Origin of the sequence: Idiomarina sp. MD25a, assembly GCF_001870515.1 — a bacterium.
Classification (GTDB): Bacteria; Pseudomonadota; Gammaproteobacteria; order Enterobacterales; family Alteromonadaceae; genus Idiomarina.
The window spans coordinates 1-16,082 of record NZ_MDGT01000006.1 but is presented as its reverse complement, the minus strand read 5'-3'; the positions used below and the strand labels follow the sequence as shown (position 1 = coordinate 16,082).

Annotated in this window: 12 protein-coding genes, 1 tRNA gene and 1 pseudogene; all 14 read left to right on the top strand. The window is 47.7% G+C overall.

The genetic code is table 11. From position 1 onward, the window contains the following. Positions 1 to 196: pseudogene (gene tuf / locus BFR57_RS12785) on the top strand (elongation factor Tu); the annotation flags it as partial. 153 nt (positions 197 to 349) lie between these two features. Further along, positions 350 to 426 (top strand) — tRNA-Trp (locus BFR57_RS12390). Positions 427 to 483: 57 nt separating this feature from the next. Further along, the gene (secE, locus tag BFR57_RS12385) at positions 484 to 864 is read left to right on the top strand and encodes a preprotein translocase subunit SecE (RefSeq protein ID WP_071464295.1); all 381 of its coding nucleotides are present in this window, start codon (positions 484 to 486) and stop codon (positions 862 to 864) included. Between the two features lie 3 nt (positions 865 to 867). After that, the gene (gene nusG / locus BFR57_RS12380) at positions 868 to 1,407 is read left to right on the top strand and encodes a transcription termination/antitermination protein NusG (RefSeq protein WP_071464294.1); all 540 of its coding nucleotides are present in this window, start codon (positions 868 to 870) and stop codon (positions 1,405 to 1,407) included. Between the two features lie 136 nt (positions 1,408 to 1,543). Beyond that, positions 1,544 to 1,972, top strand: a complete 429-nt coding sequence (rplK, locus tag BFR57_RS12375; RefSeq protein WP_006956851.1) for a 50S ribosomal protein L11 — start codon at positions 1,544 to 1,546, stop codon at positions 1,970 to 1,972. A 3-nt stretch (positions 1,973 to 1,975) separates the two neighbouring features. Beyond that, positions 1,976 to 2,671, top strand: coding sequence for a 50S ribosomal protein L1 (gene rplA, locus BFR57_RS12370; RefSeq protein WP_006956850.1), 696 nt, complete (start codon positions 1,976 to 1,978; stop codon positions 2,669 to 2,671). 231 nt (positions 2,672 to 2,902) lie between these two features. After that, positions 2,903 to 3,421 carry a 50S ribosomal protein L10 gene (gene rplJ / locus BFR57_RS12365; protein ID WP_071464293.1) on the top strand — a complete coding sequence of 173 codons (519 nt, stop codon included), beginning with the start codon at positions 2,903 to 2,905 and terminating at the stop codon, positions 3,419 to 3,421. Between the two features lie 53 nt (positions 3,422 to 3,474). Then, on the top strand, positions 3,475 to 3,852 hold the full coding sequence (gene rplL, locus BFR57_RS12360; protein WP_006956848.1) for a 50S ribosomal protein L7/L12: 378 nt from the start codon (positions 3,475 to 3,477) through the stop codon (positions 3,850 to 3,852). A gap of 213 nt (positions 3,853 to 4,065) precedes the next feature. Then, the gene (gene rpoB, locus BFR57_RS12355) at positions 4,066 to 8,094 is read left to right on the top strand and encodes a DNA-directed RNA polymerase subunit beta (protein WP_071464292.1); all 4,029 of its coding nucleotides are present in this window, start codon (positions 4,066 to 4,068) and stop codon (positions 8,092 to 8,094) included. 71 nt (positions 8,095 to 8,165) lie between these two features. Further along, complete coding sequence (gene rpoC / locus BFR57_RS12350) at positions 8,166 to 12,401, top strand: DNA-directed RNA polymerase subunit beta' (RefSeq protein WP_071464291.1); 4,236 nt, start codon at positions 8,166 to 8,168, stop codon at positions 12,399 to 12,401. A 195-nt stretch (positions 12,402 to 12,596) separates the two neighbouring features. Continuing rightward, positions 12,597 to 12,971, top strand: a complete 375-nt coding sequence (gene rpsL / locus BFR57_RS12345; RefSeq protein WP_006956845.1) for a 30S ribosomal protein S12 — start codon at positions 12,597 to 12,599, stop codon at positions 12,969 to 12,971. Positions 12,972 to 13,044: 73 nt separating this feature from the next. Beyond that, positions 13,045 to 13,515, top strand: a complete 471-nt coding sequence (gene rpsG / locus BFR57_RS12340; protein WP_071464290.1) for a 30S ribosomal protein S7 — start codon at positions 13,045 to 13,047, stop codon at positions 13,513 to 13,515. Positions 13,516 to 13,545: 30 nt separating this feature from the next. Continuing rightward, the gene (gene fusA / locus BFR57_RS12335) at positions 13,546 to 15,669 is read left to right on the top strand and encodes an elongation factor G (protein ID WP_071464289.1); all 2,124 of its coding nucleotides are present in this window, start codon (positions 13,546 to 13,548) and stop codon (positions 15,667 to 15,669) included. A gap of 60 nt (positions 15,670 to 15,729) precedes the next feature. Then, positions 15,730 to 16,082: GTP-binding protein (locus BFR57_RS12330; protein ID WP_171903970.1), on the top strand; the 353-nt coding region annotated here is incomplete at its 3' end.

The window sequence follows — 16,082 nt, the reverse complement described above, 5'->3', positions numbered from 1 at the left end:
GTTCTACTTCCGTACAACTGACGTAACGGGCGCAGTAGAATTGCCAGAAGGCGTAGAAATGGTCATGCCAGGCGACAACTTGAAGTTCGTTGTAGAGCTAATTGCTCCAATCGCAATGGACGAAGGCTTGCGTTTCGCAATCCGTGAAGGTGGTCGTACAGTAGGTGCAGGCGTTGTATCTAAGATCATCGACTAATTAAACGTTAACACGTTAAACAAAAACCCGGCTTCGGCCGGGTTTTTTGTTGCCAATAAAATATAAACCGACAACGCTGAGCTTGCGCCTAGCGCTGTCTTAGGTATAATACCGCGTCCAATCCTGTATCGAGTCCGTCTCGCCAGGAAGTAAAGGGGTGTAGTTCCAATTGGTAGAACAGCGGTCTCCAAAACCGACGGTTGGGGGTTCGAATCCCTCCACCCCTGCCAAACGAATTCAATAGTTTCGTAAGAGCGAAATGGCCAATCGCAAATTGGGAATTAATAATGAGCGCAAACAAAGATACGCAAAGCAGTTCATTCGATAGTGTAAAATGGATTGTCACAGTTCTGTTACTCGCAGCAGCAGTGATCGGTAACCACTACTACACTGAAGAAGTATCCGTACTGTATCGCGCAGTTGCCGTGGTAGTACTGGTTGGCCTCGCTGGCTTTACTGCCGCAGCGACCGCTAAAGGTAAACGATTTTTATCATTCGCCAAAGAAAGCCGCACGGAAGTACGCAAGGTGGTTTGGCCATCGCGTCAGGAAGCCACGCAAACTACGCTGATCGTAGTTGTAGCGACTGTAATCGTTGCTTTGGTTCTTTGGGGTCTAGATGGAATTCTTGTTAGACTAGTTAGCTTCATCACCGGTTTGGAGATTTAACGCATGAGCGATAACAAACGTTGGTACGTTGTACAAGCATTTTCCGGTTTTGAGGCTCGCGTTGCTGAATCACTTAAAGAACATGTCAAAATGCATGGCATGGAAGATAAGTTCGGCGAAATCTTGGTGCCTAAAGAAGAAGTTGTCGAAATGCGCGGCGGTAAACGTCGTAAAAGCGAACGTAAATTCTTCCCAGGCTACGTGCTCGTTGAGATGGTTATGGACGACGAGACCTGGCACTTAATTAAGAGTGTTCCGCGCGTGTTAGGCTTCATTGGTGGTAGCAGCGATCGCCCTACGCCGATTTCTAAGAAAGAAGCGGATGCCATCCTTGATCGACTCCAAGACTCACAAGATAAGCCTAAGCCGAAGACGTTATTCGAGCCAGGCGAAGTGGTACGCGTCAACGACGGACCCTTTGCCGACTTTAACGGTACGGTCGAAGAAGTGGACTACGAGAAAAGCCGCTTGACTGTATCCGTATCGATCTTTGGTCGTGCAACGCCTGTTGAGCTTGAGTTCAGCCAGATCGAAAAATCCTGATCAAAAAATCAGCAATATTGATTGATCGAGTACGCGAATTGTCTTATAATTCGCGTCCTTTTTTAACGGGGAGCCGATTGAGTAACGTGACTCTGCAACGTTACGAGGCGTTAAACCCACAACAGAGGTAAACATCATGGCGAAAAAAGTATCAGCCATTATCAAATTACAGGTAGCTGCTGGTTCAGCTAACCCGTCACCACCGGTTGGTCCTGCATTGGGTCAGCATGGTGTGAACATCATGGAATTCTGTAAGGCGTTCAACGCACAGACTGACAACTTGGAGAAAGGCGCGCCTGTTCCAGTTGAAATCACTGTGTTTGAAGACCGTTCTTTCACGTTCATCACGAAAACTCCACCAGCATCTTTCTTGCTTAAGAAAGCAGCTGGCATCAAGAGTGGTTCTGGCCGTCCTAACACTGAAAAAGTGGGTACGGTAACTCGCGAGCAGTTAGAAGAAATCGCGAAAACTAAAGAACCAGACTTAACTGCTGCTGACTTAGACGCAGCTGTACGCACTATCGCCGGCTCTGCTCGTGCGATGGGCTTGAACGTGGAGGGCTAAGACATGGCTAAATTAACTAAGCGCGCTCGCATGATTCGCGAGAAAGTAGAAGCCCGCGATTACGACGTAAACGAAGCGATCACGCTATTAAAAGAATTAGCGACCGCTAAATTTACTGAAAGTGTTGACGTATCTGTTAACCTAGGCATTGATGCACGTAAATCGGACCAAAACGTTCGTGGCGCAACTGTATTGCCAAATGGTACAGGTCGTGACGTCCGTGTTGCTGTTTTCACTTCAGGTGCTAATGCTGATAAAGCGAAAGAAGCCGGTGCCGACATCGTTGGTATGGAAGACTTAGCTGAGCAAGTTAAGAAGGGTGAAATGAACTTCGACGTGGTTGTTGCTTCTCCTGATGCAATGCGCGTTGTCGGACAATTAGGCCAAATCTTGGGCCCACGTGGTCTGATGCCTAACCCTAAAACAGGCACTGTGACGCCAGACGTTGCAACAGCAGTTAAGAATGCTAAAGCAGGTCAGGTTCGCTATCGTAACGACAAAAACGGCATCATCCACGCGACTATCGGTCGTGTAGATTTTGACAACGACAAGTTAAAAGAAAACTTAGAGTCGCTGTTAGCCGCGTTGAAGAAAGCGAAGCCTTCTTCTGCTAAAGGCGTATATATCAAGCGCATCAGCCTTTCCACTACGATGGGTGCTGGTGTTGCGATTGACCAGGGTACTGTCAGCGCTGGTTAATAAAGGTTTGTGGGTTGGAGCTGCGGTGGATTGCTCAAAAGGCATGAAGCATAGCTCCCATCCAAGACCGTAGGTGTACCGCAGGAATTTTGCGGCACTTAATGTCCTACGCAGATGGTGATATCCGACTCAGGCTCTCTGGGTAGAGAATCACCGTGACAACGTGGTGAGTTTAGACTCGCCTAATTGTAACGAGGGGCTTAGGCCCCAAAAGAAAACGAGGTGATATCAGTGGCAATTGGTTTAGCCGGAAAGAAAGCAATCGTTAAAGAAGTTAACGACGTCGCTTCAAGTGCGCTAGCCGTCACCGTTGCTGAATATCGAGGCATCGAAGTAGCCGATATGACCGCGTTGCGCAAAAAAGCACGTGAGCAAGGTGTGTTTCTTAAAGTAGTACGTAACACACTTGCAAAACGCGCCTTTGAGGGCACGCAGTTTGAGGATATGAGCGAAGCGCTTAAAGGACCTCTTGTTTACGGATTCTCTTTGGACGCACCGGGCGCATCAGCTCGTTTGTTCAAAGATTTCTCTAAAGAGAACAAGAACCTTCAGGTAACGGCTCTATCTATCGGTAACGGCATCATGGGTCCTGAAAAATTGGACGCAGTTGCTTCACTTCCGACTCGTGATGAAGCATTGGCTAAATTGCTCGCCACCTTCAAAGCACCGGTTAGCAAATTCGTTAAGACTGTTAACGAAGTACCTGCTAAGTTCGTGCGTACGTTGGCAGCAATTAAAGACGCTAAATAAATCGTTGGTTTTTAAACCGTTTTTTGTAATTATCAACCCAGGAGTTTAGAGTAATGGCTCTGACTAAAGAAGACATCTTAAACGCGATCGCTGAAATGCCAGTAATGGAATTGGTAGAGTTGATCGAAGCAGCTGAAGAAAAATTCGGCGTTGACGCATCTGCAGCAGTAGCAGTAGCAGCTGGCCCAGCGGCTGGCGGCGAAGCAGCAGCTGAAGAGCAAACTGAATTCGACGTTATCTTGAAAGGCGCTGGTAGCAACAAAGTTGCAGCTATCAAAGCTGTTCGCGGCGCAACTGGCCTTGGCTTGAAAGAAGCTAAAGCTATGGTTGAGTCTGCACCTGTTGCTGTTAAAGAAGGCATCAGCAAAGACGACGCTGAAGAGTTGAAGAAGCAGCTTGAAGAAGCTGGTGCGGAAGTTGAAGTTAAGTAATTCAACTGTTGCACGAAATCTGGCCTAACGGCCATAGGCTGGTGGTTAAATAACCACCAGCCTTTTCGCGCTTTAACGCTTGTACGATTTTTGCCCGTATTTCGTTGCAGTCGCGTGAATAAAGTAAACGGGAACGACAGATTTTTGTTATCTGTTTTTAACCATCGAACCACTCGTTGGTTAGGGTCATCAATCAGCTAGCTGAGGAACCCCATGGCGTACTCCTACTCAGAGAAAAAACGTATTCGTAAGGACTTTGGTAAAAGACCTCAGGTTTTAGAAGTGCCTTACTTGCTGTCAATGCAGCTTGATTCATTCAAAAAATTTATTGAAGTCGATCCAGAGGCTAATAATGGTCTGGAAGCGGCTTTCCGTTCGGTCTTTCCGATTGCCAGCTATTCCGGTAATGCGGAACTGCAGTACGTCAGTTACCATTTAGGTGAGCCGGCTTTCGATGTTGAAGAATGTCAAATCCGTGGCATCACTTATTCTGCACCGCTGCGCGTTAAACTTCGCTTAGTGTTGTTTGATAAAGAAGCGGCTGCTGGCACAGTCAAGGACATCAAAGAGCAAGAAGTCTATATGGGCGAGATCCCATTGATGACAGAAAACGGTACTTTTGTCATCAATGGTACCGAGCGTGTAATTGTTTCTCAGTTGCACCGTTCGCCAGGCGTGTTCTTTGACCATGACAAAGGTAAATCACACTCGTCAGGTAAGGTCCTGTATAACGCGCGTGTCATTCCTTATCGTGGTTCTTGGCTCGATTTTGAGTTCGATCCTAAAGACAACGTGTTCGTGCGTATTGACCGTCGCCGTAAATTACCAGCGTCGATCATTTTGCGCGCTTTAGAGTACACCACTGAAGAAATCCTTGAGATGTTCTTCGAGACGACGTACTTCGAAATTCTGAAAACCAAAGTAAAAATGCAATTGGTTCCAGAACGTCTACGTGGTGAAACTGCTAAGTTCGATATTAAAGATAACAACGGCGAAGTTGTTGTTGAAAAAGGCCGTCGCGTAACAGCTCGTCATATCCGTCAGTTAGAAAAGTCGGAAATGAAAGAGCTTGAAGTACCCGCAGAATACATGGTCGGTAAAGTGCTTGCTAAAGATTATGTCAGCAAGGAAACCGGCGAGGTTGTTGCGAATGCGAACGACGAGCTCACACTTGAACTAATCGCTAAGCTAAGTGAAGCGGGCGTTAAAAAGATCGAGACATTGTTCGTTAACGATCTTGACCACGGTCCTTACATGAGCGAGACCTTGCGAGTTGATTCGACAACGAACCGCTTAGAAGCGCTCGTTGAGATCTACCGCATGATGCGTCCTGGCGAGCCACCAACACGCGAAGCTGCAGAAACCTTGTTCGATAACCTGTTCTTTAGCGAAGAGCGTTACGACCTGTCTACTGTGGGCCGTATGAAGTTTAATCGTCGCTTAGGTCGTGATGATTTGTCCGGTACCAATACGCTGACAAATGACGACATCATTCAAGTGATGAAGAAACTTATCGAGATCCGTAATGGTCTTGATGAGGTGGACGATATTGACCACTTGGGTAACCGCCGTATTCGCTCGGTTGGCGAAATGGCAGAAAACCAATTCCGCGTCGGTTTGGTGCGCGTTGAGCGTGCTGTAAAAGAGCGTCTATCTCTTGGTGATCTCGACAGCACAATGCCACAAGACTTGATTAACGCGAAGCCTATCAGCGCCGCGGTTAAGGAATTCTTTGGTTCAAGCCAGTTGTCACAGTTTATGGACCAAAACAACCCATTGTCAGAAGTTACGCATAAACGCCGTATCTCTGCATTGGGTCCAGGTGGTTTGACACGTGAGCGTGCGGGCTTTGAAGTACGTGACGTACATCCAACGCACTACGGTCGCCTATGCCCAATCGAAACACCTGAAGGTCCAAACATCGGTTTGATCAACTCGTTGTCGACCTTTGCGCGTACCAACGAGTATGGTTTCCTCGAAACGCCTTACCGTCGCATCGAAAATGGTGTTGTGACTGATGACGTTGAATACCTTTCTGCAATCGAAGAAGGTAACTACGTAATCGCTCAGGCAAACGTTGCATTGAACGACCAGGGTGAGCTCGTTGACGATCTCGTACCGTGCCGTCATAAAAACGAATTCACCTTGATGAACCGTGAACAAGTGCAGTTCATGGATGTTGCACCGCAACAGATCGTATCGATTGCGGCGAGTATGATTCCGTTCTTAGAACACGACGATGCTAACCGTGCCTTGATGGGCTCGAACATGCAACGTCAAGCCGTACCAACGTTACGCGCTGATAAGCCGTTAGTAGGTACAGGTATCGAGCGCACTATCGCTGTTGACTCGGGCGTAACTATCGTTGCCAAGCGCGGCGGTGTTGTAGATTACGTCGATGCAGCACGTATTGTTGTTAAGGTAAATGAAGAAGAAATGGTGCCAGGTGAAGCAGGTATCGACATTTACAACTTGACCAAGTACAAGCGTTCAAACCAAAACACATGTATTAACCAAAAGCCAACGGTACGTCTTGGCGAACCGGTAATGCGCGGTGATGTGTTAGCAGACGGTCCTTCGACTGACTTAGGTGAACTCGCCTTAGGTCAAAACCTTCGCGTGGCGTTTATGCCATGGAACGGTTATAACTTCGAGGATTCGATTCTTCTTTCTGAGCGTGTCGCTCAAGAAGACCGTCTAACCACAATTCACATTCAAGAACTGAACTGTGTAGCGCGTGATACCAAACTGGGTGCCGAAGAAATTACTGGCGATATTCCGAACGTGGGCGAGTCAGCGTTGGGTAAATTGGACGAAGCGGGTGTGGTATACGTGGGTGCCGAAGTTAAAGGCGGCGACATCCTCGTAGGTAAAGTAACACCTAAAGGCGAAACCCAATTAACGCCAGAAGAGAAACTACTGCGTGCAATCTTCGGTGAGAAGGCGTCTGATGTTAAAGACAGCTCATTGCGTGTACCAAACGGTGTCAACGGTACGGTTATCGATGTTCAAGTATTCACCCGTGATGGTGTCGAAAAAGATAAACGTGCGGTAGCTATCGAAGAGATGCAGTTGGCTAAGGTTAAGAAAGACTTAACCGAAGAGTTCAAGATTCTCGAAGACGGTATCTATGGACGTGCGCGTAGCCTCTTGTTAAACAACGGTTTTGACGAAGCTAAGCTGGCAAGCATGGATCGTTCAAACTGGTTAACTCAAGGTTTGGCAGACGAGAGTGCTCAGGAACAACTTGAGCAGATCGCCGAGCAATACCAACAGACGCGTGAAGATTTCGATCAGAAGTTTGAGATGAAGCGCCGTAAAATCACCCAAGGTGATGACTTAGCACCGGGTGTCCTTAAGATTGTTAAGGTCTACCTCGCTGTACGTCGTCGCATTCAACCGGGTGACAAATTAGCCGGTCGTCACGGTAACAAAGGTGTTATCTCGACTATCATCCCGAACGAAGATATGCCTCACGATGAAGAGGGTAATCCGGTCGATATCGTACTAAACCCGTTGGGTGTACCATCGCGGATGAACATTGGTCAGATCCTTGAGACTCATTTAGGTATGGCAGCTCGTGGTATCGGTACCAAGATCGACAAGATGTTGAAAGCACAACGTGCAATGGCCGAGTTACGTGACTTTATCCAGCAAGTCTATGACTTGGGTGAAGGTCGCCAGAAAGTAGACTTAACCGAGTTCAGTGATGACGAAGTACTTCGTCTAGCAGGCAACTTGCGTGCAGGTCTACCGACAGCAACCCCGGCATTTGACGGTGCAATTGAAGAAGAGATTAAAGCGCTTCTTAAATTAGCGGATATCCCTGAATCAGGTCAGATTCCGTTGATTGATGGTCGCACAGGTGAACGTTTTGAGCGTGATGTAACTGTTGGTTATATGTACATGCTGAAACTGAACCACTTGGTCGACGATAAGATGCACGCACGTTCAACCGGTTCTTATAGCTTGGTTACGCAACAGCCGCTGGGTGGTAAAGCTCAGTTCGGTGGTCAGCGCTTCGGTGAGATGGAAGTATGGGCCCTCGAAGCTTACGGCGCAGCTTACACCTTGCAAGAAATGTTGACCGTTAAGTCGGACGACGTAAACGGTCGTACGAAGATGTACAAGAACATCGTGGATAACAACTTGCAGATGGAAGCGGGTATGCCTGAATCCTTCAACGTATTGCTGAAGGAAATCCGTTCACTCGGTATTAATATCGAGTTGGAAGAAGGCTAATCGAGCTTTTTGTTATTGAATTTGGGGAGTGCTTGCACTCCCCGTGGTTGAACTCCGACAGGAGATAAATCGTGAAAGACTTGCTTAAGTTTTTAAAACCGGCTAACCAATCAGAAGAATTTGATGGAATTCGTATTGCGTTAGCATCACCAGACATGATCCGTAGTTGGTCATATGGTGAAGTTAAAAAGCCGGAAACCATTAACTATCGTACGTTCAAACCTGAGCGTGATGGTCTTTTCTGTGCGCGTATCTTTGGTCCAGTTAAGGATTACGAGTGTCTTTGCGGCAAGTATAAGCGCCTGAAGCACCGTGGTGTTATCTGTGAGAAGTGTGGCGTAGAAGTTACTTTGACCAAAGTTCGTCGTGAACGTATGGGCCATATTGAACTGGCGAGCCCAGTGGCGCACATTTGGTTTTTGAAATCACTACCATCACGTATTGGTTTGATGCTTGATATGACATTGCGTGATATCGAACGCGTGTTGTATTTCGAATCATATGTCGTAACAGAACCAGGTTTGACGACGTTAGAGCGTTATCAAATCTTGACGGAAGAAGAATACCTCGACGCACTTGAAGAGCACGGAGATGAGTTCGATGCGAAAATGGGTGCGGAAGGTGTACTTGATTTGCTGCGCACTATCGATATCGATGGTGACATCCAGCAATTGCGTGAAGAGTTACCAGAGACAAACTCTGAAACTAAACGTAAAAAAATTAGTAAACGCCTGAAGTTGCTTGAATCATTCCAAATGTCAGGAAACAAACCTGAATGGATGATCTTGCGCGTATTGCCAGTGTTGCCACCTGACTTGCGTCCATTGGTACCACTTGATGGCGGCCGCTTCGCGACATCAGACTTGAACGATCTATATCGTCGTGTCATCAACCGTAACAACCGTCTTAAGCGTCTACTTGATTTAGCCGCACCAGACATCATCGTACGCAACGAAAAACGTATGTTGCAGGAAGCCGTTGATGCGCTGTTAGACAATGGTCGTCGCGGTCGTGCGATCACCGGTTCTAACAAACGTCCGTTGAAATCACTTGCCGATATGATTAAAGGTAAGCAAGGTCGTTTCCGTCAGAACCTGTTGGGTAAACGTGTTGACTACTCAGGTCGTTCGGTTATCACCGTAGGTCCTAAGTTGCGTTTGCATCAGTGTGGTCTACCTAAGAAGATGGCACTCGAACTATTCAAACCATTTATCTACGGCAAGCTTGAGCGTCGTGGTTTAGCGACCACCATCAAAGCAGCTAAGAAGATGGTCGAGCGTGAAACCGCAGAAGTTTGGGATATCCTGGATGAAGTGATCAAAGAGCACCCGGTATTATTGAACCGTGCGCCAACACTTCACCGCTTGGGTATCCAAGCCTTTGAACCGGTCCTTATCGAAGGTAAAGCGATTCAGTTGCATCCATTGGTGTGTGCGGCTTATAACGCTGACTTTGACGGTGACCAAATGGCGGTTCATTTACCATTAACGCTTGAAGCGCAGCTCGAAGCGCGTGCGTTGATGATGTCAACGAATAACGTATTATCGCCAGCGAGCGGTGACCCGATCATCGTACCATCGCAAGACGTTGTCTTAGGTCTTTATTACATGACCAAAGAGAAGATCAACGGTAAAGGCGAAGGTATGGCGTTCAAAAACCCTAAAGAGGTTGAGAAGGCCTATCGCACGGGTTCAGTAGAGTTGCATACACGTATCAAGGTACGCATTGCAGATACGATTATTCATGAAGACGGCACTCGCGAGAAGCGTTTGATGTTGCGTGACACCACTGTAGGTCGTGCAATCTTGTCGTTGATTATGCCTGAAGGTCTGCCATTCGAACTGATCGACCAAGCAATGGGTAAAAAGCCAATTGCACGTATGCTTAACCAAGCCTATCGTGATATCGGTTTGAAAGAGACAGTTATCTTTGCTGACCAAGTGATGTATACCGGTTTCCATTACGCGATGATTTCTGGTGCGTCTGTCGGTATTAACGACATGGTGATTCCAGAAGCGAAGAAAGAAATCGTTGCCGCAGCGGAAGAAGAAGTGGCTGAGATTCAAGAACAGTTCGAATCTGGTTTGGTAACCGCTGGCGAAAAATACAACAAAGTTATCGATATCTGGTCAACCGCTAACGAGAAAGTCTCGAAGGCGATGATGGAAAACCTGTCGAAAGAAGTCGTCAAGAACAAAGAGGGTGAGGACGAAGAACAAGCGTCATTCAACTCGATCTTTATGATGGCGGACTCAGGCGCTCGTGGTAGCCCCGCACAGATTCGTCAGTTGGCCGGTATGCGTGGTTTGATGGCTAAGCCGGATGGCTCAATCATCGAAACACCCATCGTTGCGAACTTCCGTGAAGGTTTGAACGTACTTCAGTACTTCATCTCGACTCACGGTGCACGTAAAGGTTTGGCCGATACGGCATTGAAGACAGCGAACTCAGGTTATCTGACACGTCGTTTGGTCGACGTTTCACAAGACGTGGTTATCATGGAAGAAGACTGTGGTACACACGATGGCTTGTACATGAAGCCGTTGATCGAAGGTGGTGATGTTGTAGAACCACTGCGCGAGCGTGTATTAGGTCGTGTTTTATGTGAAGACGTCATGCAACCAGGCAGCGATAAAGACGTGCTATTACCACGTAACACGCTGCTCGACGAAAAGAACTGTGACGTTCTCGAAGAGAACTCAATCGACGAAGTTAAAGTTCGCTCTGTTATTACGTGTGATACTGACTTCGGTGTCTGTGCACACTGTTATGGTCGTGACTTGGCGCGTGGCCACATGGTTAACCAAGGTGAGGCTGTGGGTGTAATCGCTGCGCAGTCAATCGGTGAACCTGGTACACAGTTGACGATGCGTACCTTCCACATCGGTGGTGCGGCATCACGTGCGACAGCAGAAAACAACATTCAGGTGAAGAATCCAGGTACCTTGAAGCTACACAACGCGAAATGGGTTGTTAACAGCGACAATCAACCGGTGATTACTTCACGTTCAACTGAATTAACGCTTATCGACGAGTTTGGTCGTGAGCGCGAGCGTTACAAAGTACCTTATGGTGCGGTGTTGAAGAAAGGCGAAGGCGACAGTGTAGACGGCGGCGAAACCGTTGCAAACTGGGACCCGCATACGCACCCAATCATCACCGAGGTAGAAGGTCGCTTGAAGTTCGTTGACCTGATTGATGGTGTTACCATGACCCGTCAAACCGACGAGCTCACCGGTTTATCAAGTATCGTTGTACTAGAAACAGGTCAGCGTACGAGCGCCGGTAAAGACATGCGTCCAATGGTTAAATTGGTCGACGGCCAAGGCAATGATGTAAACATCGCGGGTACAGACATTCCTGCGCAGTACTTCTTGCCGGGTAACGCGATCATTAACCTTGAAGATAACGCTGAAGTTAAAGTGGGTGATACGGTTGCTCGTATCCCGCAAGAAGGTTCGAAAACGCGCGACATCACGGGTGGTCTTCCACGCGTTGCCGACTTGTTCGAAGCACGTCGCCCGAAAGAGCCTGCAATTTTGGCAGAGAAAACAGGTACCGTATCCTTTGGTAAAGAAACTAAAGGAAAACGTCGCCTGATTATCACGCCAAACGACGGTACTGATCAGCACGAAGAGATGATTCCAAAATGGCGTCAGCTGAACGTGTTTGAAGGTGAACAGGTGCAAAAAGGTGAGGTAATCGCCGATGGTCCAGAAGCACCGCATGACATCTTGCGTCTACGTGGCGTTAGCGCAGTGGCTAACTACATCGTCAACGAAGTACAAGAAGTCTACCGTCTACAAGGTGTTAAGATTAACGATAAGCATATCGAGACTATCGTTCGTCAAATGTTGCGTAAAGCGCTTATCTTGCGTGCTAACGATACCAACTTGCTTGAAGGCGAAATGGTAGAGATGGCCGAAGTGTTGGCAGCCAACGCGAAAGCAGAAGCTGAAGGCAAACAGCCAGCTAGCTTTGAGCGTCAGTTGCTGGGTATTACTAAAGCGTCACTGTCGACTGAATCATTTATTTCAGCGGCATCGTTCCAAGAAACAACACGCGTGCTGACCGAAGCCGCTGTTGCGGGACGCAAAGATACCTTACGCGGCTTGAAAGAAAACGTTATCGTAGGTCGCTTAATCCCTGCTGGTACAGGTTACTCGTACCACAAGGAGCGCATGGAGCGTCGTCAAGCAGAGCTTGAGGTCGAAGATGCAGCACCTAAGATGACAGCTGAAGAAGCTGAGCAGCAATTAGCCGACGCGCTGAATGCAGGCGGCGATGGTGGGTCGACATCTGAGTAATTTGCTCGATTAAACCCCAATTCAGTGATTAAGCCGGTACTCATTGAGTGCCGGCTTTCTTATATAGCCTTGACAGGTGAAAATATGACCATTAAAATTCCCGCTCCCGAATTTCGGGATCTGGTCCATTTACTGGTCAGAAACCAAGTGATTTTTCACTGGTGTAAGCGACATCAACAAAACTAGGAGTATTTAATGGCAACAGTTAACCAGCTGGTGCGTAAAGGCCGTCAAAAGCCCGTTGTGAAAAGCAACGTTCCGGCTCTTGAAGCGTGCCCTCAAAAACGCGGTGTTTGTACCCGTGTTTACACAACAACCCCAAAGAAGCCGAACTCGGCGATGCGTAAAGTGTGTCGTGTGCGTCTTACTAACGGTTACGAAGTATCTTCGTACATCGGTGGTGAAGGCCACAACTTGCAAGAGCACTCGGTCGTATTGATCCGTGGCGGTCGTGTAAAAGACTTGCCAGGTGTTCGTTATCACACCGTTCGTGGCGCACTTGACTGTTCAGGTGTAAACGATCGTAAACAAGGCCGTTCTAAATACGGCGCGAAGCGGCCTAAATCTTAACGGTTCTCCGTTAGTAAGGCCAAACTGTTTGTACGTTTTGGGTAATACCCTGAATTAATCGGAGAATATTGAGATGCCAAGAAGACGCGTCATAGGTCAACGTAAAATCCTTCCAGATCCTAAGTTCGGATCAGAGTTGTTGGCCAAATTTATTAATGTCGTCATGGTAGACGGCAAAAAAGCAGTCGCTGAAAAGATTATCTACGGTGCACTAGACATTCTTGCTGAGAAATCTGGTAAAGAACACTTAGACATCTTCGAAAATGCGCTTGATAACGTTCGCCCAACCGTCGAGGTTAAATCTCGTCGCGTAGGTGGTTCTACCTATCAGGTTCCAGTCGAAGTTCGTCCTGTGCGTCGTAATGCACTGGCAATGCGCTGGTTAGTTGATGCAGCGCGCACCCGTGGTGAAAAATCAATGTCGCAGCGTTTGGCAGCAGAAATGCTAGACGCATCTGAAAACAAAGGGTCTGCTGTGAAGAAACGTGAAGACGTTCACCGCATGGCTGAAGCAAACAAAGCGTTTGCTCACTATCGCTGGTAATTTCACAGTTAACCGACTAAGGAGTTTATTGTGGCTCGTAAAACTTCCATTGAGCGCTATCGTAATATCGGTATCTGCGCTCACGTAGACGCTGGTAAAACAACCACCACTGAACGTGTGTTGTTCTACACTGGCCTGTCTCACAAGATTGGTGAGGTGCACGATGGTGCAGCTACCATGGACTGGATGGAACAGGAGCAGGAGCGTGGTATCACCATCACCTCTGCCGCAACGACATGTTTCTGGCAAGGTATGGACAAGCAGTTCCCTGAGCACCGTGTCAACATCATCGACACCCCAGGACACGTTGACTTTACCATTGAGGTAGAGCGTTCACTACGTGTTCTTGACGGTGCGGTTGTTGTATTGTGTGCGTCATCAGGTGTTCAGCCTCAGACTGAAACCGTATGGCGTCAGGCGAACAAGTACGAAGTACCACGCATGGTATTCGTAAACAAGATGGACCGTGCAGGCGCGGACTTCTTGTCAGTTGTTCATCAAATGAAAACCCGCTTGAATGCAGAAGCAGTGCCAATGCAACTGCCTGTAGGCGCAGAAGATAACTTCCGCGGCGTGGTTGATTTGATCAAAATGAAGTTCATCAACTGGAACGATGAAGACATGGGTACTTCATTCACATATGAAGATATCCCTGCTGACATGGTTGACGAGTGTGAAGAACATCACAACAACTTGGTTGAAGCTGCGGCTGAAGCTAATGAAGAGTTGATGAACAAATACCTTGAAGAAGGTGAGTTGACTGAAGCAGAAATCAAACAAGGTCTTCGTGCGCGTACTTTGGCGAACGAAATCTGCTTGGTTGCAGCTGGTTCAGCGTTCAAAAATAAAGGTGTTCAAGCAGTGCTTGACGCGGTTATCGAGTATCTTCCGTCACCGACTGAAGTTAAGCCTATTACAGGTATTCTTGATGACGAGTCTGAAGGTGTTCGTAAGTCTTCTGACGATGAACCGTTCTCAGCACTTGCGTTTAAAATCGCGACTGACCCGTTCGTGGGTACATTGACATTCGTTCGTGTATACTCGGGCGTGCTTAACCAGGGTGACGGCGTTGTTAACCCAGTTAAGAACAAGAAAGAGCGCGTGGGCCGTATGGTTCAAATGCACTCAAACAGCCGTGAAGAGATCAAAGAAGTGCGCGCGGGCGACATCGCAGCATTGATTGGTCTTAAAGACGTGACGACCGGTGACACGCTGTGTGATCCAAACAACAAGATTATTCTTGAGCGTATGGAATTCCCAGAGCCGGTTATCTCTGTTGCAGTAGAACCGAAAACTAAAGCCGACCAAGAGAAAATGGGTATTGCCCTTGGTAAGTTGGCCGCTGAAGATCCATCATTCCGCGTTAAGACGGATGAAGAGTCTGGTCAAACTATCATCTCTGGTATGGGCGAGCTTCACCTTGATATCATCGTTGACCGTATGAAGCGTGAATTCAAAGTTGAATGTAACGTTGGTCAGCCTCAGGTTGCGTACCGTGAAGCAATCCGTAACGCGGTTGAAGTTGAAGGCAAATTCGTTCGTCAATCAGGTGGTCGTGGTCAATTCGGTCACGTATGGCTTAAGCTTGAGCCGATGGCGATTGAAGAAGATGAAAACGGTGATGACATCACTTACCAATTCGTAAACGAAATCGTTGGTGGTGTGGTACCTAAGGAATACATTCCTGCGGTAGACCGTGGTATTAAAGAACAGATGGAACAAGGTGTGCTTGCTGGCTACCCAGTATTGGGTGTTAAAGCAACCTTGTACGACGGTTCTTACCACGATGTTGACTCATCAGAGATGGCGTTTAAAATCGCCGGTAGCATGGCTTTCAAAAAAGGTGCATTGCAAGCGCAACCCGTATTGCTTGAGCCAATGATGAAAGTTGAAGTTATCACTCCAGAAGAGTCTATGGGTGATGTCGTTGGTGACCTTAACCGCCGTCGTGGTCTTATCGAAGGTATGGAAGAGGCACCAGGTGGCTTGAAAGCAGTTAACGCTCAAGTTCCATTGTCTGAAATGTTCGGTTACGCGACTGACTTGCGTTCACAAACGCAAGGTCGTGCATCGTACTCAATGGAATTCTTGAAGTATGCTGAAGCGCCTAACAACATCGCTGAAAAAGTGATGGCTGAGCGTAACGCTAAATAAGTAAGGTCTGGTCCGGTTTTTTACGAGACCGGGCTTTTAACTTAAGTTTGAGGAACTATCATGTCTAAAGAAAAATTTGAACGTTCGAAGCCGCACGTAAACGTCGGCACAATCGGTCACGTTGACCACGGTAAAACTACTTTGACTGCTGCTATTACTACAGTATTAGCAAAAGTTTATGGTGGTGCGGCGAAAGACTTCGCAGCCATCGATAACGCGCCAGAAGAGAAAGAGCGTGGTATCACCATCTCAACTTCACACGTTGAGTATGACACGCCAACTCGCCACTACGCGCACGTTGACTGTCCTGGACACGCTGACTACGTTAAAAACATGATCACTGGTGCTGCTCAGATGGACGGCGCGATCTTGGTAGTAGCGGCGACAGACGGCCCAATGCCACAAACACGTGA